We start from the raw sequence: 21538 nt of genomic DNA on the forward strand, positions 1-21538 counted from the left end.
GTTCAGTCCTCCACCACCCAGGTGTCTTTGGTCCCGCCGCCCTGGGACGAGTTGACCACCAGCGAGCCCTCGCGCAACGCGACCCTGGTCAGGCCGCCGGGCACCAGGCGGGTTTCCCGGCCCGAAAGCACGAACGGCCGCAGGTCGATATGCCGCGGCGCGATGCCGCTTTCGACAAAGGTCGGGCAGGTGGACAGCGACAGGGTCGGCTGGGCGATATAGGCCTCGGGCCGGGCCTTGATCCGCACGCGGAATTCCTCGATCTGCGCCGCCGTGGCCGCCGGCCCCACCAGCATGCCGTAGCCGCCGGAACCCTGGGTTTCCTTGACCACCAACTGCGCCAGGTTGGCCAGCACGTGGGACAGTTCGGCGGGCTTGCGGCACTGCCAGGTGGGCACGTTCTTGAGGATCGGTTCCTCGCTGAGGTAAAAGCGGATCATCTCGTCCACATAGGGGTAGATCGACTTGTCGTCGGCCACCCCGGTGCCCACGGCATTGGCCAGCACCACATTGCCGCAGCGGTAGGCGGCGATCAGCCCGGGCACCCCGAGCATGGAATCGGGGTTGAACGACAGCGGGTCCAGGTAGGCGTCATCCAGGCGTCGGTAGATCACGTCCACCGCCTGGGCACCGGCGGTGGTGCGCATGTACACCCGGTCGTCACGCACGAACAGGTCGGCGCCTTCCACCAGTTCCACGCCCATCTCCCGGGCCAGGAACGCATGTTCGAAATAGGCACTGTTGAAGCGCCCCGGGGTCAGCACCACCACGGTCGGGTTGTCCAGGGGGCTGGAGCTTTTCAGGGTGTCCAGCAGCAGGTTCGGGTAATGGTCAATGGGCGCGATGCGCTGGGCGGCGAACAGTTCGGGGAACAGGCGCATCATCATCTTGCGGTCTTCGAGCATGTAGCTGACACCGCTGGGGGTGCGCAGGTTGTCTTCGAGCACGTAGTAGCTGCCGTCGCCGTCGCGCACCAGGTCGACCCCGGCGATATGGGCATAGATGCCGCGGTGCAGGTCCAGGCCCTGCATCGCCACCTGATAGCCCTCGTTGGCCAGCACCTGTTCGGCGGGGATGATGCCTTCCTTGAGAATCCGCTGGCCGTGATAGAGGTCGGCGAGGAACAGGTTCAGCGCCTGCACCCGCTGGATGCAGCCGCGCTCCACGGTGCGCCATTCGCTGGCCTTGATACTGCGGGGAATGATGTCGAAGGGAATCAGGCGCTCGGTGCCCTGCTCGTCGCCGTACAGGGTGAAGGTGATACCGGCGCGGTGGAACAGCAGGTCGGCTTCGCGCCGGCGCTGGTCCAAAAGTTCCAGAGGAGTGTCCGCCAGCCAGCGGGCAAACCCCTGGTAGTGAGGCCGGCAGACGCCATCGGCAGCATACATTTCATCAAAGAAAGCGCGGGACATAGCCAACTCCTTGCCGTGACGTGAACGGCTTTTTATTTGAACCCTGTGTGTGCGTGACCCGGCTTCGAGCGTGAGGGGCCCAGCCCCCCTGAAAGAGTGATAGCAATCGCTATGCCGCAAATGCACGGTGCGCCGCCCCGGAGGTGGCCCGTGGCAAAAATGACCGCTTAGCGACAAATAGATTCAAAAAAGAGACATAAAGAAAGCTGGAGAACACCCAGCAGCAAAGCCCCAACAGCGTAGCCGGCGCCGCTCGCGGCCCTGCGCGAACAGAATCGGTGCACAAAGCCCCCGCGCTGAATGTTTTGCCCCGTTATCGGGAGTTTTCCGGCCAATGCCGCCCCACAGCGCGGCCTTGAGGCGCCATCGCGGGGCCCTGAGCACTGACCATCAGCGCACCATCAAGGTTCAAAGACTTGGCGCCGCTGCCCCCGGCAACCTCAGGCGCCCGGCAGGCACGCCAGAATCACGGCCAGCGCCTGCTGCGGTGAGAGCTGCGCGGTGTCCAGGCGCAGCGGCGAGCTCGCCCAGGGCTGATAGTCATGCTCGAGCACCGATTGCCAGCTGGGCGGGCGCAGGCCCGGCACGTCCAACTGGCGGGTCTCGACCCGGCGCCGATGCTCCGCAAGATCGGAGCACACCACCTCGATCTCCAGCAGCCTCACCCCCTGTCTGCTGGCCAGGGCCTGCCAGGCCTGGCGGCTTTCCTGCACCGGATTGACACAGTCGGCCAGTACCCGGTTGCCCAGGGCCAGGTTGGCCTCGGCCAGTTGCAGGGCAATCTGGTAGCCGGCCTTGCCCACCTGCGCCAGACCAGCGTCACGCAGGCCCTGTTCGATGCTGTCGATGCGCAGGTAGGTGGCCGCCAGGTGTGGCGCCAGGGTACGGGCGATGGTGGTCTTGCCGGTGCCCGGCAAGCCGCTGAAAACGATGAGCATGCAAGGCCCTGCCAACGTTGAAGGACGCACAGCTTTACCACTATTGCCACACGCGTCCAGCCCCGGGCTTGAGGACGGGCCGCCACTAGCCCTGATCCAGGGACGCCCGACCACCGCCCGGCAGCGCACTTGCCCAAGCCCCGGCAACCCAGGAAAATGGGCCGATTTTCTGCGCCCTCCCGTGATCTATATTGACTTCCAGCATTGACGGTAGGCTCTTGTATGGTGGCCGCTCAGCCTGCCACTCCTTCTCGACTCATCCTTGCGCCGTTATTCGTTCAGGAGCCCCAATGCCTCGCTTCATCCTGCCCATGCTGATGTGGCTGACATGCCTCCCGGCGATGGGCGACCCCGCGCGCGCCTTGCAACTGCTCAACTATGAATCTCCCCACCACCAGCCACTGGAGCAGGCCATGCTGGAGCTCGATCGCGACCTGCTCGATGCCCTGCAGCCCGAATGATGCACGGCCCGGGCTCTCGAACTGGAGCTTGCAGGCTTCAGGCGCCGAGGCGTTGCAATTCAATGACGGCCGAGGACGACAGCGGCCGGGCCGGCTGGATCAGGGCCATGCCAAAGCGCTTGCTGATGTAGCGACCGCCGGTGCCGGTCAGGCTCAGGGCGCGGCTGTCCAGGTCCCGGATCAGCCATTTGCGCTCCAGCAAGGCCTGCAACAGCGCCGCCCCCAGGGCGCCCCCCAGGTGCGGACGGCGCATGCTCCAGTCCAGGCACGGGCAGGCAAAGCGTCGACGCAAAGCCTTGAGCCCGGCCACCTCGATCCCCAGGCTGCGGAAAAACTCTTCGCCGCTGTCGCTGACCCGGTAGGCCTCACCCTCCCCGCCCTCCTCGGCCGCCAGCAGCCAGCCGGCCTCGAACATCCGGTCGTGCAACTGCACCCCCAGGGTGCCCGCCAGGTGGTCGTAGCAGGTACGGGCGAACTGCAGGCGGTCCGGGGTGCGCGGGGTGAAGCTGGGTCCGCGGCCCTGGCCGATCACCATCAGCGCCTCCAGGGCCTGGGCCACCAGCGGGTCGCCGAGGCAGTAGTAACGGTGCCGGCCCTGGACCTGCACCCGCAATAGCCCCGCCTCCTTGAGCTTGGCCAGATGGGCGCTGGCGGTAGAGGTGCTGACCTCGGCAATCGCCGCCAGCTCGGTGCTGGTGCGTGCGTGGCCGTCCATCAGCGCACAGAGCATGCGGGTGCGCGCCGGCTCGGCGATGGCCGCCGCCACTTGGGATACCCCTATGTCGTTCTGCACTACATTCATATTTCGCTCCCTGACGAATCGTGTCTTCGAAAGGGTCAGGATAGTAGCAGCCTGGATATCTGCAGAACAAAGAGATAAATCATGGACGCGATCAGCGCTGCTACTCACTCAGACCCGTACTTCTACTACACCCGCCTCCGCGCCCGGGGCGGCCTGACCTACGATTGCGCCCTCAGGCTATGGGTCGCCAGCAGCGCCGCGGCGGTGGCAGCGGTGCTCGACCACCCGGCCTGCCAGGTGCGCCCCAGTACCGAGCCGGTACCCCAGGCAATTGCCGGAAGGCCGGCCGGGCAGTTGTTCGGCCGCCTGATGCGGATGAACGATGGCCCGCGCCAGCGTTGCCCGCGTGCGGCCATCGAGCCGGCCTTGCAGGGTCTCTGTACCGCCGGGCTGGAGACCCATCTGGCCCGGTGGCAACCGGCCCTTGCGGGTCCGGCCTGCGCCGCCGACCTGCAACGCTGGCAGTTCGTACTGCCGGTGGCGCTGCTGGCCAGCCTGCTTGGCGTCCCCGCCGAACAGTGCGAAACACTCGCCCGGCGCACCGGGGAATTCGTCGCCTGCTTCTCGCCCCTGAGCGATCAGCCCCGATTGCAGGCCGCCGACCGGGCAGCACTGGAGCTGGACGCGCAAATGCAGGCCCTGGTGCAGGCCCCGCAACACAGCCCGCTGCTGCGGCAGATTCTCGACCGCAGTGGTGAGCTTGCTCCAGCGGACCTGCGGGCCAATCTGGCGGGCCTGCTGGCGCAGACCCATGACGCCTGCGCCGGCCTGGTCGGCAACAGCCTGGTCGCCCTGCTGGCTGCACCGGCCATGCAGCAGCGCCTGCGCCAGGAACCGGGCCTGCTGGGCGACTGGCTGCTGGAGCGCCAGCGCCTGGACCCGCCGGTGCAGAACACCCGGCGCTTCGTCACCGCGCCCTGCACCGTGCACGGCGTGGAACTGCAAGCCGGCGAATCCATTCTGGTGCTGCTGGCCGCGGCCAACCAGGACCCGGCGCTAGCCGCCATTACCGGCAGCAACCCGGCGCATCAGGGCTTCAGCTTCGGCGCCGGAGCCCACCGCTGCCCTGGCCGGGAGCTGGCCCTGGGCATAGTCCGGTGCCTGTTGCACGCCCTGCTGCAAGGCCCCGGCCTGGATGCACTGGCCCTGGACTGGCAGTACCAGGCCTCGGTCAACGGGCGTATTCCGCTGTTCAGCGACCGCGGGGAGGCCGAACAATGATCGCGGTGATCTTCGAAGTACTGCCAGCTTCGGGCCAGCGCGACGCCTACCTGGAGCTGGCGGCCGGGCTGAAAAACCAGCTGGGGGAGATCGACGGTTTCATCTCCATCGAACGTTTCCAGAGCCTGGCCCAGCCGGAAAAACTGCTGTCCCTGTCGTTCTGGCGTGACGAGCAGGCCGTGGCCCAGTGGCACAACCTGGAATGCCACCGCCAGGCGCAGGCCCGGGGCCGCGGTGAGGTATTTGCCGACTACCGGCTGCGGGTGGCGACGGTGCTGCGCGACTATGGACTGCAAGAGCGTTGCCAGGCCCCTGCGGACAGCCGCCGGTTGCATGGCCGCTGACACCGTCGGCCTTGGCCCGGCGCCCGGCTTGAGGTAAAACGTGCGCCCGCGGTGGCGGCACGCGCCACCACCTAGCCCGGAACAAGGAGCCTGCATGCTGTTTGTGGTGATGCTGGGGGGCAAGCACCCCAGAGCGAAAATTGAAGTCCATGATGTGCAGTTCGTGGTCGCCGACAGCCTCGAAGCGGCCTACCCGCAACTGCGCGAAGGCTGGTTCGGCAGCCCGGCGGGGTTGCACATCGACTCATGGATGCGGGTGGACGGTATCGACGACTACAGGCTCGAACTCAGCGCCCTGGCCCCGGCGGCGGATGCGCCGCGCCTGTACTTCATCAACCTGGGCGGCTATGAAGCAGCGACCTTCGGCGAAGCCCACCGTTACCTGCTGGTGGTGGCCCGGGACAAGGCGCAGGCCAAGGCCAAAGGCAAGCAGCAGATGCTTGCCCACTGGCACAAATCCCACACCGATGCCCTGCTGGACGTCGACGACTGCCTGCCCATCGACCTGGCGGACGGCCGCTACGTGCACCTGGTGAAGGGCCCTCACCAGGGCATCGTGCAGCACAACGACTACATCATCCTGTAGCCGCCGGCTGGCCGGCGAAGGCGGTCTTGCGGGCCCTTTCGCTGGCAAGCCAGCTCCTACAGGGGCGGTGTGATCCTGTGGCAACCGGCTGACTGGCCAGTGAAGCGCGCGCAGGCCGGCTATGCTGGCGTTTTTCTTCAGGGAGCAGAGCCATGCCGCTATGTTTGCGCAACGCACAGCAAGACGACACCCAGCGCCTGAGCCAGATCGCCCGCCAGACCTTTGCCCTCGCCTGCCCGCCGGACACCCCGGCAACGGAGATCGAGGCCTTTATCCAGGAAAACCTGCTGCCCGAACATTTCAGCGCACTGCTGGAAGCCCCCGGCAAACAGTTGCGGGTGCTGCTCGATGACAACCGGGTCATCGGCTACAGCCTGGTCAACCTGCACCCGCAGGACCTCGGGGTGGCCGGTGCCGACGGCATCGCCGAGCTGACCCGTTGCTACCTGGATGCCGCCCACCATGGCAGTGGCGCCGCCCAGTTCCTGCTGGCACAGACCCTGGCACAACAGCCCGGCCCCCTGCGCCTGACCGTCAACGAACACAATGCCCGGGCGATCCGTTTCTACCAGCGCAACGGCTTTGTGAGGGTCGGCGAAACCCTGTTCCCCTGCGGCGCCGACCTGCACCGCGACTGGGTCATGCTGCGCCGTTGAAGCGGCCCCGCCATCAGCCCGCGCCAGGCGTCAGGTCAGCCAGTTCAAGGTCATCGATGGATACCACTTGCTCCAGCAGAAAGGCGCGCAGGCCGTCGATCTGTTCCCGGCGCGGGCTGTCCCGCAGCCACACCAGGTAATAGCCGTCCCCCGAGGCCAGCGCACGGGGAAACGGCAGGCTGACCAGGCCCTGGCGAATGTCCTCGGCCACCAGGTACAGGTCGGCGATGGACAGCCCGTGGCCACGCATGGCCGCGCAGATCGCCTGGTCCAGGGTGTCGAAGACGTTGCCCCGGTCCAGCCGTACCTGCCCCAGCAGGCCCTGGGCCTGCAGCCAGCGCCGCCAGTCGCGGCGGTCCGCCGAAGGGTGGATCAGTGGCGCCTCCCTGAGCCGTTCCAGGGTCCAGGGCGGCGCATCCACAGCCTCCGGAGGGCCGATGGGAATCAGCCACTCATCGAACAGCTTGCAGGCCTCGACCCCGGCGCCGAACTGCCCGTTGCCCAGCAGAATCGCGCAGTCATAGGGCTCGGCATGAAAATCCACATGATCGAAATCCATCCACACGCTGGCCAGTTGCACCGCCAGCGACGGCTGCTGGTGCTTGAGCTGGTCCAGGGCCCGCAGCAGCCAACGCATGGTCAGTGTCGAAGGGGCCTTGAGGCGTAATTGGCCACTGCCGCTGCGCAGCGGCAGACAGGCGTCCTCGATGATCCGGAACCCGGCCTTGAGCTCCCGGGCCAGGCGCTGCCCGACGTCCGTGAGTACCAACCTGGGGCCGTGGCGCTCGAACAGGCGGCAGCCGAACTGGCTTTCCAGGGTGCGGATATGCCGGCTGATGGCGCTTTGGGTCAGGGACAGCTCCTCTGCGGCCCGGGTGAAGGAGCTGGAACGGGCCGCCACTTCAAAGGCGCGCAAGGCATAGAGCGGCGGCAGGGACTCGACCATCGGCAAGCACTCAGCATGATTAAAAATCATAGTAGGTCACAGCTTTTTGCGTTTTTCAACGCAGGCTCAAGCCTTCAGGCTAGGGCCTTTGCCAATGATCGAGGAGTTGCCGGGTGGATGTGAACATGTCGTTATTGCTGGCCTATACCCTGAGCGTGCTGATGCTGGTAGCGACCCCGGGGCCGGTGGTGGCGCTGATCGTCAGCACCAGCATGAACGCCGGCCCGCGCCAGGCGCTGCTGACCGCCCTGGGCACCAACGCGGCGTCGTTGCTGCTGGCCCTGCTGGCGGTGCTGATGCTCTCCGGCGGGCTGGCCCTGGACCCACGGCTGATCCACTGGATCAGCGTGCTGGGCTGCTGCTTCATTGCCTGGCTGGCCGTGCAGGGGTTGCGCGAGGCCGCCGCCCAACCCGCTGCGCAAGCACCGGCCAAGCCCCTGGCCGGGCGCGGCAGGGGCCTGGCCACCGGCTTTGTGGTGGGCATCGGCAACCCCAAGGACATCATCTTCTTTGTCTCGTTCTTCCCCCAGTTCATCCAGGTCGGCCGCACCTTCGAACACAGCGCACTGCTGCTGACCCTGGTCTGGGTACTGATCGACCTGGCGGTGCTGGGGGCCTATATCCTGGTGGCGCGCCAGGGCTTCTCGCTGAAGTACAAGCGCCTGGTGACGGGGGTGTCGAGCCTGGTGCTGCTGGCAGTGGCCGTGGTGGGGCTGGCCTATTCGCTGCTGGAACTGTACCGCCCGGGCGCCACCTGAGGCGCCCGGCTTCAGACGCTGCGCAATTCCAGGGTCAGGTGCGACAGCCCCGGCAGCGCGGCCAGGCGCGCACGCACGGTCTCGGCACTGAGCGAGGCCCGGGCCACCACACTGACAATCGCCGCCCGGGCCCCGGGGCCCACCTGCCACACGTGCAGGTCGACGATACTGGCATCCCCCGGCCCTTCCACCGATGCGCGGATCTGCCCGGCCACCTGCTCATCGCTGGCATCGAGCAGCACCGCGGCGCTGGACTTGATCAAGGCATAGGACCAGCGGGCAATCACCAGCGCGCCGACAATGCCCATCGCCGGGTCGAGCCAGACCCAACCCAGGTAGCGCCCGGCCAGCAGCGCGGCAATGGCCAGCACCGACGTCAGGGCATCGGCCAAAACATGCACATAGGCCGAACGCAGGTTGTTGTCGCCCCCGGCCCGGTGCGACTGGTGATGCTCGTGATGCTCGTGATGCTCGTGATGCTCGTGATGCTCGTGATCATGAGAGTGGCCGTGGGAATGGCCATGATGGTCGTGCCCCCCGCCCAGCAGCCAGGCGCTGAGAATGTTCACCAGCAACCCCGCCACGGCGATCAGCGTGGCTTCGCCAAAGGCCACGCGGGTGGGCTGGAACAGCCGCACCAGGGATTCGCCGGCAATGCCCAGCGCCACCAGGCCGAGAATGATGGCCGAGGCAAAGCCCGCCAGGTCGCCGACCTTGCCGGTGCCGAAACTGAAACGCCGGTTGCCGGCATTGCGCCGGGCAAAACCGTAGGCCGCCGCCGCGATGCCCAGGGCCCCGGCGTGGGTGGCCATGTGCAGCCCATCGGCCAGCAGGGCCATGGAACCGGTGAGGTAACCAGCGACGATCTCCCCCGCCATCATCACCACCGTCAACAGCACCACCCACAGCGTGCGGCGGGCGTTGTCGTCGTGATCAGCACCGAGAAACTGATGATCGTGGGCCAGGTGTGCAGCCTGCTGAGACAGGTTCATGAGCGGCTCCTACTTGGAATAACGGCGGATGGCTTCAAGCAGTTCATCCACGCCCCGGGCCCGCTCGGCATCGCTGAGCTCGGGGTTGGCCACGTGCTCCAGGGCATGGGCTTCGATGATCTCGCCCATCAGGCCGCTGATGGCGCCCCGAGTGGCGGCCACCAGGTGCAGGGTCTTGCCGCAGTCGGCCCCGCTTTCCAGGGCTCGCTCCACAGCCTGGACCTGGCCGAGAATGCGCCGGACCCGCTTGAGCAGCTCATCTTTCTGCGCGTGAGTGTGCGACATACCTATACCCCCTATACCTATATAGAGCGCATCTTGCTCCCCTGCCCTCGACAACGCAAGCCGGCCCGACGATGCCGAACGGTTCAAGCGCAGCCAATATTTTGCGCGGATCGACACCTGGGACTGGGAGGTCGATACCCAGCGCCTGTAATGGTCGGAGGCGATCTACGGCATGTTCGGCTTCCAGGCGATGTACGAGGCCCGGCGCAGCGGCAACAACCACTACCGTCTCGGGCAATAAGCCGCTGCCTAGGCCTCGGCGCCTTCGCCCAGCAGGCGTTGGCGCAGGAATCCCAGGGCGCCCTGGAACAGCGGGTGCCATTGCTCCGACGGCAAGCTGGCCAGGGGCTGCCAGAAAAACTCGAACCGATGGCCGCCGTCATCCGCGGTGAAATGGCTCCAGCTTTCCGGCAACGGCGCTGGCACCCGGCATTCATGGAAGGCCCACACCTGGCCGCAGAAACCCGAATGCCAGAGCCCCAGGAAACCGCTTTCCCCGGCCTGGACACCGGCCTCTTCCGCCAGCTCGCGAACGGCTGCAGTAGCCGTGGACTCCCCCGCCTCCACCGTGCCCTTGACCAGTTGCAGGCCGGCCAGCGGATGGCGGAAAGCCAGGATCTCCAGCTCGGTGGAATGGCGCAGCACCACCGGGCAGGCTTTATTGGCACGCATCGGCCCCTCGCTCCTCAAGCCTTCAATCGTCCCGGGTCAGCACTTCCAGCAACTCGATCTCGAAGATCAGGTTGGAATTGGGCGGGATGGCGCCCATGGAACGCTCGCCATAACCCAGGTGCGCCGGCACCAGCAGCTTGCGCTTGCCGCCCACCTGCATGCCCATCAGGCCCTGGTCCCAGCCCTTGATCACCCGGCCGGTGCCGATCACGCACTGGAACGGCTTGCCACGATCATAGGAGGAGTCGAAGCTGCTGCCGTCCTCCAGAAAGCCCCGGTACTGGGTGGTGATCAAGGCGCCCTTGACCACAGCCTTGCCGTCGCCCGGCTGGATATCGATGACCTGCAATTCGTCGCTCATGGTTCACTCCCGTTCAAGCATTGCCCCGTCACGGGACTGCGGCGCGCTTTTTCGCAGAATTGCCCCGGCTTGGCAATCACTGTGGCGCCACCTCGATCAGGGTATCGGTATCGAGAAAGATCGCCCCCAGCGCCATCGCGACCTCCTCGACGCTGGCGAGCCCCGGCTTCCAGCTGATCTCAAGGCTGGGCAAGCCCCGGCACCAGGCCTGGGAATCGCCAAAATGCAGGGTCAGGCGGCCCGGGGCCAGCAGCACCTGGCGGATGCCGCCATAGCCGGACACTGCCTGGCCGCCCAGTTCGACATGGTAAGTGTCCATGCCCAACTGCCGGTCCTGCTCGTCAAAGCATTCGGCGCGCTGCAACAGCAGGTAGTGCCCGGGCGGCTGCCCGTCGTCGGCAAAGCCCAGGATCTGCACCTCGTCTTCAGTGCAGGCACTGTAGCCAGTGGCATGAAATTTCAAACTCATCGCTCCTTGCTCCTTATTCGCGGTCACTGGCGCAACAGCCCGCTTTCATAATCCAGCCAATCCTGCTCAAAGCACTCCTGCAGGTACTCCAGCACGCTGTCCAGCGACACCGAGGCAGGCACATTGACAGCAAGGAACGCCTTGCTCATGCCCTCCCAGCTGCAGCCCAGGGCGTTGATCCGCGCCAGCACCTCGGGGGTCCGGGCCCTGCCGGCGTCAAAGAACACCAGGCGCAACGTGCTGTTGCCACTGCTGCGCCCGACCCGCCTGAACCACTTCAGGCCATCGGCCTCCACCTGGACTTCGACGTCGTCCTCGTAACAGGCATCCTGGGAGTAGAACGGAAGGTTGGCGATACGGTACAGGCCATCGGGCTGGCGTTCGGCCCAGACCCCTTCGCTGGCCACCGGCGGATAGTCGTCCACCACCGTCAACCTGAGCATGATCTTGTCCATCACCTGTCCCTGGTTCATTGAATAATAGGCAGCGGTGCCTTTCGGCCCCCGCGCAAGCCGAGCGCTTTTTCGCAGAATTGCCGGCCCTTGGCAATCATTGACGGGTCGCCGGCGAAGGTGTGTCACCGAACAGGAAGATTCCGTTACCATTGCCGCCCCCACGCCTCACTCGATAAGGACATCCCATGGCCACCGCCGATATCGTCGCCCTGGTGCTGCTCGCCGCTCTGGCGCTGTACCTGGTCAGCCTCTACAACCGCCTGACCACTCGGCGTACCCGTCTGCGCAATGCCTTCGCCCAGATCGAGGTGCAACTCAAGCGCCGCTACGACCTGATCCCCAACCTGCTGGAAACCGTCAAGGGCTACCTGCAGCACGAGCGCCAGACCCTGACTGCCCTGGCCGAGGCCCGCAACAGTGCCCGGGATAGCCTGCAAGCGGCTGCTGCGCAACCCGGCGACAGCGCACGCATCGCCCGCCTGGGCCAGGACCAGGGTGCCCTGGACCAGGTCCTCGACCGCCTGCACCTGAGCCTGGAGGCCTACCCGGAACTCAAGGCCTCGCAGAACATGGCGCAACTCAGCGAAGAGCTCACCAGCACCGAGAACAAGGTCGCCTACGCGCGCCAGGCCTTCAACGACGCCGTGACCGACTACAACCTGTGCAAACAGCAGGTGCCGGCGCTGTTTTTCGCCGGGCTGTTCGGCCACCGGGCCGATGCCGCCCTGCTGCAATTTGCCGACAGCGCGCGCATTCAAGACGCCAGCAAAGTCTCCTTCCAGTAACTGCACCTGCCCCCGGAAACCTGCATGAAGTTCTTTCAACACCAGGCCCGAGCCCGGCGCCACACCCTCAAGCTGGTGCTGTTGATGACCCTGGCGGTAGCCACCCTGGTCAGCCTCAGCAGCCTGGGGCTGGGCCTTGCATGGCGCGAGCTGAGCCAGGAATACAAGCAGCCCAAGGTCTTGAGCTGGACCGCAGTGGCCGTGGTGGCGCTGCTGATGCTGCTGGTGGTGCTGCTGGGCAGTTGGTACAAGAGCTGGCGCCTGCGGGCCGGCGGCAAGGTGATCGCCGAGCATCTGGGCGGGCGCCTGATCAACGACTCTCCACGAGGCAGCGAGGAACAGCGCCTGCTCAATATCGTCGAGGAAATGGCCCTGGCCTCGGGCGCCACCATGCCTGCGGTGTATGTGCTGCCGGAAGACGGGATCAACGCCTTCGCCGCCGGACTGACCCCGCAGCAGGCCGTGCTCGGCATCACCCGCGGAGCCCTGGTCCACCTCGACCGCGACGAGTTGCAGGGCATGGTGGCCCATGAGTTCAGCCACATTCACAACGGCGACATGCGCCTCAACACCCGCCTGCTGGCCGTGATCCACGGCCTGCTGGTGTTCAGCCTGGCGGGCATCGCGGTGCTGCGCCAGGCTGAAAAGCAGCACCTGGGCAGCGACCGCCACCGCTTCTTCTGGCAGATCATCTTCGCCGTGCTGGGCCTGGCCCTGCTGGTCTTCGGTTCCCTGGGCAGCCTGCTGGGCAACCTGATCAAGGCCGCCATCTGCCGTCAGCGCGAGTTTCTCGCCGATGCCTCGGCGGTGCAGTTCACCCGCAACCCCCAGGGCATTGCCGGCGCCCTGAAAAAGATCGGCGGCAGCAGCGCCGGTTCGCGCCTGCGCGCCTTCGCCGCCGCGCAGTACAGCCACCTGTATTTTCACCAGGGGGTGAAACTGCGCCTGGGCCGCCTGATGGCCACCCACCCACCGTTGGCTGCGCGCATCCAGCGCCTGGACCCGCAGTGGGATGGGCGCTTCAAGCCGCTGTAAGGGCCCTACCACAGGGCAATGTCGTAAGTGATGTAGAGGCGGTTGCTGTCCCGCCCACGGGCGTAGTCGGAGCGATACACATAATTGCGCAGCTTCACCCCCAGCCCCTTGAACGAACCTTGCTGAAGCACATAGGCCAGTTCGCTGTCGCGCTCCCACTCATCGACCCGGGTCCTGGACTTGCCGCCATTGCCACTCAGGTAGCGGGAACTGAAGGTCAGGCCGGGGACACCGAGGCCAGCGAAGTTGTAGCCGTAGCCGAGCATCCAGGTCTTCTCGCCCTCTTCGATGAACTTGCCGATGCCGGCGTTACTGAAGGAGTAGACCGTGGCGCCGCTGATATACGGCAAGCCGGCATCGCCACTGAGACGCTGATAACCACCGCCAAGGGAATGCCCGGCGATCGCGTAGGTCAGTTGCCCGCTGAGCATGCGGTTGTCGATCTTGCCGTCAAAGGCCGCGCCTGAATCGGCGCTGCGAAAGTAGCGCAGGTCGCTGGTCAACGTCCCCTGCCCTAGCGCCAGGTCATGCTGAAGGCCGACGAAGTCCTGCCGATAGAAGTTCTCAAGCTCGCCATGGAAATAGCTCAGGCGCAGGCTCTTGCTCCACTTGTATTCGGCCCCGCCGTAGCGGAAGTCCCCGGACTGGCCGCCGCTGTAGCCGTCGGGGACCAGCCCCACGCTGTCGGTGGAATCGCGCAGTTTGAAGCGCTGCAGATAGCCGCCGGTCAAGCTCAGGCCGTCGATATCCGTGCTGGTGAGCTGGGTGCCCTGATAGGTCTGCGGCAACAGACGGGCATCGTTGTAGACCAGCACCGGGGTCTTGGGCAGCAGGGTGCCGTACTTGAGCGTGGTCTTGGCCAGCCGCACCTTGGCCGTGGCGCCGGCACTGGCAAATTCGCCTGCGGCGCGACCGTCGTCGTGCACCGGCAACAGCCCCGTTCCACTGCGCCCCTTGCCGGAGTCGAGCCTGACACCCAGCAGCCCCAGGGCATCGACCCCGACCCCCAGGGTACCCGGGGTGAATCCGGACTGATAATCGAGCAGGAAACCCTGAGCCCACTCAGTGCGCTCGCTCTTGGCGCTGCGCGCAGCCTTGGCGCTGAGCCCATGTTCGTCGCGGAAGTTTTCGTTGAAATAGACGTTGCGCAGCTGCAGCTTGAGACTGCTGTCGTCGATGAATCCAGCGCCCTGGACCGCCGCCAGGGGCAGCAGGCTCAAGCTGGACAGAATCAGGGTGCGACTTTGCCAATGGCTCATGAGGTAGTTCTCGTTGTTGTTATTCAAGGCGCAGTTGTCCCTGGCGCCCTTGAAACAAGCGCGCCGGGCCACCAAAGAGGGTTTCGAACGAATCAGACGAACAGGGTCAGGGCGCCGGTCAGCAAGGCCAGGGCGGTAATCACCAGAGAGGTCAGCACCGCCCACTTCACCGTGGCCTTCTGGAAGTCGCCAATGTCACGGTCCACCATGCCCACCAGCAGCAGGGTCGAGGCCACCAGCGGGCTCATCAGGTGCACCGGCTGGCCGAGGATCGAGGCCCGGGCGATTTCCAGGGGAGAAATGCCATAGGCCGCCGCCGCGTTGGCCAGGATCGGCACCACGCCGAAGTAGTAGGCATCGTTGGACAGGACGAAGGTCAACGGCATGCTGGTCAGCGCCACCACCAGCGGGAACAGGTGGCCCCAGGACGGCGGAATCCAGTCCACCAGGGTCTGGGCCAGTGCGTCGACCATCTTGGTACCGGAGAAAATCCCGGCGAAGATCCCCGCGGCGAACACCAGCAGCACCACGGTCATGGCGTTGCCTGAATGAGCGAGAATGCGCTCCTTCTGAATGTCCAGCTGCGGGTAATTGATCATCAAGGCCAGGACAAAACCGATCAGGAACAGCACCGCCGAGTGCATCAGGCCCAGCACCAGCGCGGTCATCACCGCCACCACCAGCAGCAGGTTGACGTAGGCCAGCTTGGGCCGCTTATGCGGCGTGTCCTCCAGAATCGCCTTGATGTAGCAGTCACCGCCACCGCTTTGCAGTTGGGTATTGCCGATACGCTTGCGCTCGGCTCGGCCCAGCAGGTAGGCGGTAAACACCACCCAGGCGGCGCCGCCGATCATGGTCGGCAACAGTGGGACAAAGTACTCGCCGGCATCCAGGCCCAGGGCGGCGATGGCTCGGGTTGCCGGCCCGCCCCACGGGGTCATGCCGCTCATGATGCTCAAAGACAGCATGGAGATGGTGGCGAGAATCATCGGGTTCATGCCGATGCGCTTGTACAACGGCAGCATGGCCGCGCAGGTAATCATGTAGGTGGTGGTGCCGTCGCCGTCCAGGGCGACCACCAGCGACAGCAACGCGGTGCCGATGGCGATCTTGGTCGGATCGCCATTGACCCGTTTGAGAATCTTGCGGATCAGCGGATCGAACAGCCCCGAATCGATCATCAAGCCGAAGAACAGAATGGCGAACAGCAACAGCGCCGCCGACGGCGCGACCATTTTCAGGCCGTCGAGCATCATCTTGCCGGTGCTGCCGGCAAACCCGCCGAGCACAGCGAAGACGATGGGCACCAGGGTCAACGCGACGATGGGCGACAGGCGCTTGGTCATGATCAGGAAGGTGAAGACCACCACCATGGCGAGGCCGAGTAAAGCGAGCATAAGTCGATTCTCTTGTTTTTATGATGAGCGTGGCCGGCGCGCGGGCGCGGCCACCCGGGCACCGGGCGCCCCTCAGGGGCGCCCGGCACAGGTGTTGAGTCGGTACTTGGGGTAAAGCGCTGGTGCTTGGCGGGTCTAGCCGAGCTTGCTCGCCAGAGCGGCGGCTGGGCTGTCATCGGCGGCAGCAGCCTGGGCCGCAAGCGGCTGGCCATCGAGCGTGCGCAACAGCACCTGGCGGTCGCAGGCCTGCTCCGAAAGGGCGATCACCACGGTTGCCACTGCGTTGCTGGCCAGGCTGGTCAAGGCCCGGGCCTCGGACATGAAGCGATCGATACCGATCAGCAATGCCAGGCCTGCCACGGGAATGTCATGAATCACCGTCAGGGTCGAGGCCAGGGCCACGAAACCGCTGCCGGTCACCCCGGCGGCGCCCTTGGACGACAGCAGCATGATCGCCAGCATGGTAACCACCTGCCCGGCACTCAGCTCGATATTGCACGCCTGGGCAATGAAGATCGCAGCCAGTGACAGGTAGATCGCCGTGCCGTCGAGGTTGAACGAATAGCCGGTGGGCAGCACCAGCCCTACCACGCTCTTCTTGCAGCCCAGGGCCTGGAGTTTTTCCAGCATGCGCGGCATCACCGGTTCTGTGGACGAGGTGCCGAGCACCACCAGGAACTCTTCACGCAGGTAGCGCAGCAGCTTCCAGAGGCTGAAGCCGTTGGCCCGGCAAATGCCGCCCAGCACGACGCAGACAAAGAAGCCGCAGGCGACATAGAGGGTCATGATCAGTTTGGCCAGGGCGCCCAGGGAGGTGATGCCGTACTGGCCCACCGTAAAGGCCAGGGCCCCGAAGGCGCCGACGGGGGCAAAACGCATCAGGTAGGAGAAGATCTTGAACACCATCTGCGAGGCCGACTCCAGCACCACCAGCACCGGCTTGCCGCGCTCGCCCAGGGACGACAGGGCAAACCCGCACAGCACCGCGATAAACAGCACCGGCAGCACCTCGCCCTTGTTGAAGGCACCGACAAAGGTCTCGGGAATGATGTGCATGAAGAACTCCACCACCCCCAGCTTGGCCGCCGAATCGGTGTACTGGGACAGGCCCTGGGTGCTCAAGCGGGTGGGGTCGATGTTCATCCCCGCGCCGGGCTGGAACAGGTAGACCGCCGCCAGGCCGATGAACAGGCTGATCAGGGTCAGGCCCAGGAACAGCAGCATGGTCTTGCTCAGCAGGCGCCCCAGGGAACGCTTGTCGCTCATGCCGGCGATGCCGGTGACGATGGTGCAGAACACCACGGGGGCGATCATCATCTTGATCAGCTTGATGAAGGCATCTCCCAGAGGCTTCAGGGCAATGGCTTGCGCGGCCCAGAAGTGCCCCACCAGGACCCCGAGGAACACGGCGCAGAGGATCTGGAAATAGAGCGATTTAACAACTTTCATGGCATCACCCATTTTTAGAATTGTGTTGATGCAACGCGGGTCGACAGCAACGACTAACCGGCCAGGCGCTGTGAAGCCGGCACGTAGACATACCCGGAGAACAACCGGCGGGCGGTGCGGACCACCGAGGCGCGGATGGTCTCAGGGCTTTTTCCGCTGTAGGACAATACGACATCTATTGCCCCGCTGGGATGCTCGATACGGACCTTTTGCAGACGCGGTTCGTGGACCCCGCCCAGTATCTCGGCCGCCACACTGCCGGCGGTGACACAGGCGGTAGCCAGGCCGATGGAGCCGGTGATGGCCAGGGCCCGATGGCAGTTGTGGGGCATGAAATAGCGCACCGCCAGGGTGCCCCCCGCCCGGGCCTGGGACACCAGCACCGGCTTGGGAATCACTTTGTCACTGACATCCCCCAGGCCCATGGCCAGGCCGGCCTTGAGCCGCAGGCTCTCCAGGCGCTGGAGAAAGTCCGCATCGGCATCCAGTTCGGCAGGGGTTTCATCGCCGCGCTTGCCCAGGCAGGCCGCCTGTACCAGCACCATGGGCATGGCCATGTCGATGCAGGTCACGACAATGCCGTCGATCAGGTCCCGAGGCCGGCCGGTGGGAAACAACTGGCCGGTCTTGCTGCCGGCGGCATCGAGAAAGGTCAGGGCCACCGGCGCCGCGCTGCCCGGCACGCCGTCAATGGTGGTGTCGCCTTCGTAACTGACCTTGCCATCGGGGGTCTGGACCTGGGCATTCACCAAAGTGCCGGTGTTGAGGTTGCGAATCCGCACCTGCGTCTGTGCCCCCGTGGCCTTGACCAGCCCCTGCTCGATGGCAAAGGGCCCGACGGCACAGAGCATGTTGCCGCAGTTGGGCGCGGTATCGACCCGCCGCTGCGACACCATGACCTGGACGAACAGATAATCGACATCCGCGTCCGGGTGCAGCGACGGACTGACGATCGCCACCTTGCTGGTTTGCGGGCTGCCGCCGCCGATGCCGTCGATTTCCAGCTCATGGCCGGAGCCCATCAGGTTGAGCAACAGCTCATCACGTTCGGACACCGCCACAGGCAGATCCCAGGCCAGAAAAAACGGCCCTTTGGAGGTGCCGCCGCGCATCAACACACAAGGAATTCGTTGCATGAACACTGACTCTTGTTGATCAATCGAGGTAATTGATGTTCTGGACACAAGAGTGTCAGGGATTAAAAAGTGTTTCCAATGCAAAGATCAGAGAGATTATTGCGTTACGAGCATGAATTAAATATCGTGTCCGGCACCGCCACACCCGACGCCCGCCTTGAGAAACCAGCATGGAATATGAGCTCCAGGACATAAGATCTTTCGTGAAAATCGCCGAACTGGGGAGTTTCCACGAAGCCGCCGACGCTTTGCACCTGTCCCAGCCCGCCCTGAGCCGACGTATGAAAAAGCTCGAAGAGGGCCTGGGCACCGCGCTCCTCGACCGCACCACGCGCAAGGTCAGCCTGACCAGCGTCGGTCGCGACTTCCTGCCCAAGGCCCGACGACTGCTGGACGACTTCGACGACTCGATCCTCAACATCCGTGAGCTGGCAGAACGGCAGATCGGTCAGGTGACCCTGGCCTGTATCCCCACGGCGGCCTTCTACTTCCTGCCGTCAGTGATCCGCCTGTATAACCTGCGCTATCCGAAAATCCGCATCCGCCTGCTCGACCTCAGCGCCAACGAGGGCCTTGAAGCGGTGCTGCGCGGCGAAGCGGACTTCGGCATCAACATGATGAGCGGCCAACACCCGGACATCGAGTTCGTGCCCCTGGTCAACGAGCCCTTTGTCCTGGCCTGCCGGCGCGACCATGAACTGGCCGAGCGCAGCTCGGTGACCTGGTCGGAACTCAGCGATTATCGCTTGATCGGCGTCGGTCGCCTGAGCGGCAACCGCATGTTGCTGGACCATGCCCTGTCCGGCTTGAGCTGGCGTCCCCAGTGGTTCTACGAGGTGCAGCACCTGTCCACGTCACTGGGCATGGTGGAGGCCGGGCTCGGGGTTTCGGCGATGCCGAGCCTGGCCATGCCGGCCGCCGATCACCCGACCCTGGTCAGCGTTCCGCTGACCGAGCCCGTGGTCAATCGCACCCTGGGGCTGGTGTCCCGGCGCGGCGCGTCGCTATCGCCGGCCGCGGAAAAATTTGTCTCGATTCTGCTGGAGCAGTGGCCGCACTGACCCGCCCGCCCCCCTGCTCTCCCGTACTCCGACGTGCCTTGCAGGGCGCACCGCCAGTCTCAGAACATCCACGCCGTTTTTATCCGGGCGCAGACTGGCAATACCAATCCGCTCATCGTCACCGACGAGCCTTTATCATCACCTGCGCCCCGTTCTCCCTGGAGTCCCCCCGATGCCCCATGAAGGCAACCTGCTACAAGCCGCCGTCGTGTTCCTCTGCGCCGCCGTGCTCATCGTGCCCCTGGCCAAGCGCCTGCAACTGGGGGCCGTGCTCGGCTACCTGCTGGCCGGGGTGCTGATCGGCCCCTCGGTGCTGGGCCTGGTGGGCAACCCCCAGAGCGTCAGCCATATCTCCGAGCTGGGGGTGGTGCTGCTGTTGTTCATCATCGGCCTGGAGCTGTCGCCCAAGCGCCTGTGGGTGATGCGCAAGGCGGTGTTCGGCGTCGGCCTGGCCCAGGTGCTGCTGACCGGGATGCTGATCGGCGTGGTGGCGCTGTTTCTGTTCGGCCAGTCGCTCAACAGTGCCATTGTCCTGGGCCTGGGCCTGGCCCTGTCGTCCACCGCCCTGGGCCTGCAAAGCCTGGCCGAACGCAAGGAGCTGAACAGCCCTCATGGGCGCATGGCCTTCGCCATCCTGCTGTTCCAGGATATCGCCGCCATTCCACTGATCGCCATGGTCCCGGTGCTGGCCGGTGGCGATCACCACACCAGCAGCGCCGAGGACCTGCGCCACGGCCTGCAAGTGCTGGGCAGCATCGCCGTGGTGGTGGTGGGCGGGCGCTACCTGCTGCGCCCGGTGTTTCGCATCGTGGCCAAGACCCGCTTGCCGGAAGTCTCCACCGCCACTGCCTTGCTGGTGGTGATCGGCACCGCCTGGCTGATGGACCTGGTGGGCGTGTCCATGGCCCTGGGCGCCTTCCTCGCCGGCCTGCTGCTGGCGGACTCGGAATACCGCCACGAGCTGGAAGCACAGATCGAACCCTTCAAGGGCCTGCTGCTGGGGCTGTTCTTCATCAGCGTCGGCATGGGCGCCAATATCAGCCTGCTGCTCAGCGCGCCCATCGCGGTGCTGGGCCTGACCCTGCTGCTGATCGCCCTCAAGCTGCCGCTGCTGTTCGTGGTCGGGCGCCTGGCCGGTGGCCTGGGACGCGAGAGTGCGGTGCGCCTCGGGGTGGTGCTGGCGGCGGGCGGCGAGTTCGCTTTCGTGGTGTTCAAGATCGGCCGCGACCAGGGCCTGTTCGAGCCCCGCCTGTATGACCTGCTGGTGCTGACCATCACCCTGTCCATGGCCCTCACCCCACTGCTGTTGCTGGCCTGCACCCGCTGGCTGAAACCCAAGGCCAAGCCGGTGGAAATGCCCGCCGAGTATCGCCGGATCGATTCCGACGGGCCGCGGGTGGTGATTGCCGGCATGGGCCGCATGGGGCAGATCGTGGCGCGGATCCTGCGGGCACAGAAAGTGCCCTTCGTGGCCCTGGACACTTCGGTGGAAACCATCGAACTGATCCGCAGTTTCGGCGGCATGCCGGTGTTTTACGGCGACCCGTTGCGCCCGGAGATCCTCAGCGCGGCCAAGGTCGGCGAAGCGGAGTACTTCGTCATTGCCACCGACGACCCGGAAACCAATATCAAGACCGCCGAGCAGGTCAGCCGGCTCTACCCGCACCTGAAGATCATCGCCCGGGCGCGCAACCGCCAGCACGTGCACCGGCTGGTGGACCTGGGGGCCCAGGCGGTGCGGGAGACCTACTATTCCAGCCTGGAAATGAGCCGCCGCACCTTGGTGGGGCTGGGCTTGAGCCAGGCCCAGGCCGATTCGCGGATCCAGCGTTTCACCCAGCACGACGAACAACTGCTGGCGGCCCAGCATGCCGTCTACGACGACGCCGCCAAGGTCCTGCAAAGCGCCCAGGAAGCCCGCGCCGAACTGGCCCGGCTGTTCGAAGCCGACGAACAGGACGAACAGATCGAAAGCCCGCTGCCGCCGATGCGCTGAGGCGCCAGGCCCTGCGCCACCTCGCAGGAGTCGGCTTGCTGGCGAAGGCGGTCTCAAGGACG

24 protein-coding genes are annotated in these 21538 nt (G+C 65.4%); 10 read left to right on the plus strand and 14 right to left on the minus strand.

Features of this window, described 5'->3' with window-relative positions:
- Nucleotides 1-2: 2 nt before the first annotated feature.
- Together BM382_RS05920 and BM382_RS05925 are read right to left on the minus strand one after the other, a co-directional pair.
- Complete coding sequence (locus BM382_RS05920) at nt 3-1412, minus strand: circularly permuted type 2 ATP-grasp protein (protein WP_011060815.1); 1410 nt, start codon at nt 1410-1412, stop codon at nt 3-5.
- A 440-nt stretch (nt 1413-1852) separates the two neighbouring features.
- Nucleotides 1853-2350, minus strand: a complete 498-nt coding sequence (locus BM382_RS05925; RefSeq protein WP_011060814.1) for a P-loop nucleotide/nucleoside kinase family protein — start codon at nt 2348-2350, stop codon at nt 1853-1855.
- Nucleotides 2351-2640: 290 nt separating this feature from the next.
- On the opposite strand from BM382_RS05925, the gene BM382_RS31840 reads away from it, so the two are divergent.
- Nucleotides 2641-2811 carry a hypothetical protein gene (locus BM382_RS31840; protein WP_170866304.1) on the plus strand — a complete coding sequence of 57 codons (171 nt, stop codon included), beginning with the start codon at nt 2641-2643 and terminating at the stop codon, nt 2809-2811.
- Nucleotides 2812-2848: 37 nt separating this feature from the next.
- On the opposite strand, the gene BM382_RS05930 is transcribed toward BM382_RS31840, so the two are convergent.
- Nucleotides 2849-3613, minus strand: a complete 765-nt coding sequence (locus BM382_RS05930; RefSeq protein WP_072442255.1) for an ArsR/SmtB family transcription factor — start codon at nt 3611-3613, stop codon at nt 2849-2851.
- A gap of 81 nt (nt 3614-3694) precedes the next feature.
- Here BM382_RS05930 and BM382_RS05935 point away from each other — a divergent pair, with 81 nt between their 5' ends.
- The 4 genes from BM382_RS05935 to BM382_RS05950 all read left to right on the plus strand — a co-directional run bounded on the left by BM382_RS05935 (nt 3695) and on the right by BM382_RS05950 (nt 6420).
- Nucleotides 3695-4834 (plus strand): cytochrome P450 family protein, encoded by a 1140-nt coding sequence (locus BM382_RS05935; protein ID WP_072442257.1) that lies wholly within the window; start codon nt 3695-3697, stop codon nt 4832-4834.
- Nucleotides 4831-5178 (plus strand): antibiotic biosynthesis monooxygenase family protein, encoded by a 348-nt coding sequence (locus BM382_RS05940; protein WP_072442259.1) that lies wholly within the window; start codon nt 4831-4833, stop codon nt 5176-5178. The genes BM382_RS05935 and BM382_RS05940 overlap by 4 nt, the downstream gene beginning before the upstream one ends.
- A 94-nt stretch (nt 5179-5272) precedes the next feature.
- Nucleotides 5273-5764, plus strand: coding sequence for a DUF1543 domain-containing protein (locus BM382_RS05945; protein ID WP_019094385.1), 492 nt, complete (start codon nt 5273-5275; stop codon nt 5762-5764).
- Between the two features lie 152 nt (nt 5765-5916).
- On the plus strand, nt 5917-6420 hold the full coding sequence (locus BM382_RS05950) for a GNAT family N-acetyltransferase (protein ID WP_011060808.1): 504 nt from the start codon (nt 5917-5919) through the stop codon (nt 6418-6420).
- 13 nt (nt 6421-6433) lie between these two features.
- On the opposite strand, the gene BM382_RS05955 is transcribed toward BM382_RS05950, so the two are convergent.
- Nucleotides 6434-7366: a LysR substrate-binding domain-containing protein gene (locus BM382_RS05955; protein ID WP_053150902.1), complete on the minus strand. Its 933-nt coding sequence runs from the start codon at nt 7364-7366 to the stop codon at nt 6434-6436.
- Between the two features lie 119 nt (nt 7367-7485).
- Here BM382_RS05955 and BM382_RS05960 point away from each other — a divergent pair, with 119 nt between their 5' ends.
- Nucleotides 7486-8124 (plus strand): LysE family translocator, encoded by a 639-nt coding sequence (locus tag BM382_RS05960; RefSeq protein WP_041752745.1) that lies wholly within the window; start codon nt 7486-7488, stop codon nt 8122-8124.
- A gap of 11 nt (nt 8125-8135) precedes the next feature.
- Here BM382_RS05960 and dmeF read toward each other — a convergent pair whose 3' ends face one another.
- From dmeF to BM382_RS05990, 6 genes are all read right to left on the minus strand, one after another.
- The gene (gene dmeF / locus BM382_RS05965) at nt 8136-9116 is read right to left on the minus strand and encodes a CDF family Co(II)/Ni(II) efflux transporter DmeF (RefSeq protein WP_072442261.1); all 981 of its coding nucleotides are present in this window, start codon (nt 9114-9116) and stop codon (nt 8136-8138) included.
- Nucleotides 9117-9125: 9 nt separating this feature from the next.
- Nucleotides 9126-9401, minus strand: a complete 276-nt coding sequence (locus tag BM382_RS05970; RefSeq protein ID WP_011060804.1) for a metal/formaldehyde-sensitive transcriptional repressor — start codon at nt 9399-9401, stop codon at nt 9126-9128.
- Nucleotides 9402-9650: 249 nt separating this feature from the next.
- Nucleotides 9651-10073 carry an NUDIX hydrolase gene (locus tag BM382_RS05975; protein ID WP_019094389.1) on the minus strand — a complete coding sequence of 141 codons (423 nt, stop codon included), beginning with the start codon at nt 10071-10073 and terminating at the stop codon, nt 9651-9653.
- Nucleotides 10074-10095: 22 nt separating this feature from the next.
- On the minus strand, nt 10096-10434 hold the full coding sequence (locus tag BM382_RS05980) for an FKBP-type peptidyl-prolyl cis-trans isomerase (protein ID WP_011060802.1): 339 nt from the start codon (nt 10432-10434) through the stop codon (nt 10096-10098).
- 76 nt (nt 10435-10510) lie between these two features.
- Nucleotides 10511-10903, minus strand: a complete 393-nt coding sequence (locus tag BM382_RS05985) for an Imm10 family immunity protein (RefSeq protein WP_019094390.1) — start codon at nt 10901-10903, stop codon at nt 10511-10513.
- Nucleotides 10904-10926: 23 nt separating this feature from the next.
- A complete protein-coding gene (locus tag BM382_RS05990) occupies nt 10927-11358 on the minus strand; it encodes a DUF4265 domain-containing protein (RefSeq protein WP_019094391.1) in 432 nt (143 codons plus the stop codon).
- A 185-nt stretch (nt 11359-11543) separates the two neighbouring features.
- On the opposite strand from BM382_RS05990, the gene BM382_RS05995 reads away from it, so the two are divergent.
- A complete protein-coding gene (locus tag BM382_RS05995; protein WP_019094392.1) occupies nt 11544-12143 on the plus strand; it encodes a LemA family protein in 600 nt (199 codons plus the stop codon).
- Between the two features lie 24 nt (nt 12144-12167).
- Nucleotides 12168-13178: a M48 family metallopeptidase gene (locus tag BM382_RS06000; protein ID WP_015635240.1), complete on the plus strand. Its 1011-nt coding sequence runs from the start codon at nt 12168-12170 to the stop codon at nt 13176-13178.
- 5 nt (nt 13179-13183) lie between these two features.
- Here the strand turns inward: BM382_RS06000 and BM382_RS06005 are convergent, their stop codons facing one another.
- The 4 genes from BM382_RS06005 to BM382_RS06020 form a co-directional block, all read right to left on the minus strand.
- The gene (locus tag BM382_RS06005; RefSeq protein WP_026020125.1) at nt 13184-14437 is read right to left on the minus strand and encodes an OprD family porin; all 1254 of its coding nucleotides are present in this window, start codon (nt 14435-14437) and stop codon (nt 13184-13186) included.
- Between the two features lie 92 nt (nt 14438-14529).
- Complete coding sequence (locus BM382_RS06010; RefSeq protein ID WP_011060796.1) at nt 14530-15834, minus strand: CitMHS family transporter; 1305 nt, start codon at nt 15832-15834, stop codon at nt 14530-14532.
- Between the two features lie 135 nt (nt 15835-15969).
- Nucleotides 15970-17295, minus strand: coding sequence for a C4-dicarboxylate transporter DctA (gene dctA / locus BM382_RS06015; RefSeq protein WP_072442263.1), 1326 nt, complete (start codon nt 17293-17295; stop codon nt 15970-15972).
- Nucleotides 17296-17336: 41 nt separating this feature from the next.
- Nucleotides 17337-18419 carry a 4-oxalomesaconate tautomerase gene (locus tag BM382_RS06020; protein WP_011060794.1) on the minus strand — a complete coding sequence of 361 codons (1083 nt, stop codon included), beginning with the start codon at nt 18417-18419 and terminating at the stop codon, nt 17337-17339.
- A gap of 170 nt (nt 18420-18589) precedes the next feature.
- Here BM382_RS06020 and BM382_RS06025 point away from each other — a divergent pair, with 170 nt between their 5' ends.
- Together BM382_RS06025 and BM382_RS06030 are read left to right on the plus strand one after the other, a co-directional pair.
- Nucleotides 18590-19480, plus strand: coding sequence for a LysR family transcriptional regulator (locus BM382_RS06025; RefSeq protein ID WP_011060793.1), 891 nt, complete (start codon nt 18590-18592; stop codon nt 19478-19480).
- 172 nt (nt 19481-19652) lie between these two features.
- Nucleotides 19653-21476, plus strand: a complete 1824-nt coding sequence (locus BM382_RS06030; RefSeq protein WP_011060792.1) for a monovalent cation:proton antiporter-2 (CPA2) family protein — start codon at nt 19653-19655, stop codon at nt 21474-21476.
- Nucleotides 21477-21538: the final 62 nt, after the last annotated feature.

Source organism: Pseudomonas sp. NFPP25 (assembly GCF_900116505.1).
GTDB classification, from domain to species: domain Bacteria; phylum Pseudomonadota; class Gammaproteobacteria; order Pseudomonadales; family Pseudomonadaceae; genus Aquipseudomonas; species Aquipseudomonas protegens.

Excerpts from the sequence above, each read along its gene's own strand:
- BM382_RS05920 (WP_011060815.1), bottom strand. The coding sequence starts at position 1,412 with ATGTCCCGCGCTTTCTTTGATGAAATGTATGCTGCCGATGGCGTCTGC.
- BM382_RS05925 (WP_011060814.1), bottom strand. The coding sequence starts at position 2,350 with ATGCTCATCGTTTTCAGCGGCTTGCCGGGCACCGGCAAGACCACCATC.
- BM382_RS31840 (WP_170866304.1), top strand. The coding sequence starts at position 2,641 with ATGCCTCGCTTCATCCTGCCCATGCTGATGTGGCTGACATGCCTCCCG.
- BM382_RS05930 (WP_072442255.1), bottom strand. The coding sequence starts at position 3,613 with ATGAATGTAGTGCAGAACGACATAGGGGTATCCCAAGTGGCGGCGGCC.
- BM382_RS05935 (WP_072442257.1), top strand. The coding sequence starts at position 3,695 with ATGGACGCGATCAGCGCTGCTACTCACTCAGACCCGTACTTCTACTAC.
- BM382_RS05940 (WP_072442259.1), top strand. The coding sequence starts at position 4,831 with ATGATCGCGGTGATCTTCGAAGTACTGCCAGCTTCGGGCCAGCGCGAC.
- BM382_RS05945 (WP_019094385.1), top strand. The coding sequence starts at position 5,273 with ATGCTGTTTGTGGTGATGCTGGGGGGCAAGCACCCCAGAGCGAAAATT.
- BM382_RS05950 (WP_011060808.1), top strand. The coding sequence starts at position 5,917 with ATGCCGCTATGTTTGCGCAACGCACAGCAAGACGACACCCAGCGCCTG.
- BM382_RS05955 (WP_053150902.1), bottom strand. The coding sequence starts at position 7,366 with ATGGTCGAGTCCCTGCCGCCGCTCTATGCCTTGCGCGCCTTTGAAGTG.
- dmeF (WP_072442261.1), bottom strand. The coding sequence starts at position 9,116 with ATGAACCTGTCTCAGCAGGCTGCACACCTGGCCCACGATCATCAGTTT.
- BM382_RS05970 (WP_011060804.1), bottom strand. The coding sequence starts at position 9,401 with ATGTCGCACACTCACGCGCAGAAAGATGAGCTGCTCAAGCGGGTCCGG.
- BM382_RS05975 (WP_019094389.1), bottom strand. The coding sequence starts at position 10,073 with ATGCGTGCCAATAAAGCCTGCCCGGTGGTGCTGCGCCATTCCACCGAG.
- BM382_RS05980 (WP_011060802.1), bottom strand. The coding sequence starts at position 10,434 with ATGAGCGACGAATTGCAGGTCATCGATATCCAGCCGGGCGACGGCAAG.
- BM382_RS05985 (WP_019094390.1), bottom strand. The coding sequence starts at position 10,903 with ATGAGTTTGAAATTTCATGCCACTGGCTACAGTGCCTGCACTGAAGAC.
- BM382_RS05990 (WP_019094391.1), bottom strand. The coding sequence starts at position 11,358 with ATGGACAAGATCATGCTCAGGTTGACGGTGGTGGACGACTATCCGCCG.
- BM382_RS05995 (WP_019094392.1), top strand. The coding sequence starts at position 11,544 with ATGGCCACCGCCGATATCGTCGCCCTGGTGCTGCTCGCCGCTCTGGCG.
- BM382_RS06000 (WP_015635240.1), top strand. The coding sequence starts at position 12,168 with ATGAAGTTCTTTCAACACCAGGCCCGAGCCCGGCGCCACACCCTCAAG.
- BM382_RS06005 (WP_026020125.1), bottom strand. The coding sequence starts at position 14,437 with ATGAGCCATTGGCAAAGTCGCACCCTGATTCTGTCCAGCTTGAGCCTG.
- BM382_RS06010 (WP_011060796.1), bottom strand. The coding sequence starts at position 15,834 with ATGCTCGCTTTACTCGGCCTCGCCATGGTGGTGGTCTTCACCTTCCTG.
- dctA (WP_072442263.1), bottom strand. The coding sequence starts at position 17,295 with ATGGGTGATGCCATGAAAGTTGTTAAATCGCTCTATTTCCAGATCCTC.
- BM382_RS06020 (WP_011060794.1), bottom strand. The coding sequence starts at position 18,419 with ATGCAACGAATTCCTTGTGTGTTGATGCGCGGCGGCACCTCCAAAGGG.
- BM382_RS06025 (WP_011060793.1), top strand. The coding sequence starts at position 18,590 with ATGGAATATGAGCTCCAGGACATAAGATCTTTCGTGAAAATCGCCGAA.
- BM382_RS06030 (WP_011060792.1), top strand. The coding sequence starts at position 19,653 with ATGCCCCATGAAGGCAACCTGCTACAAGCCGCCGTCGTGTTCCTCTGC.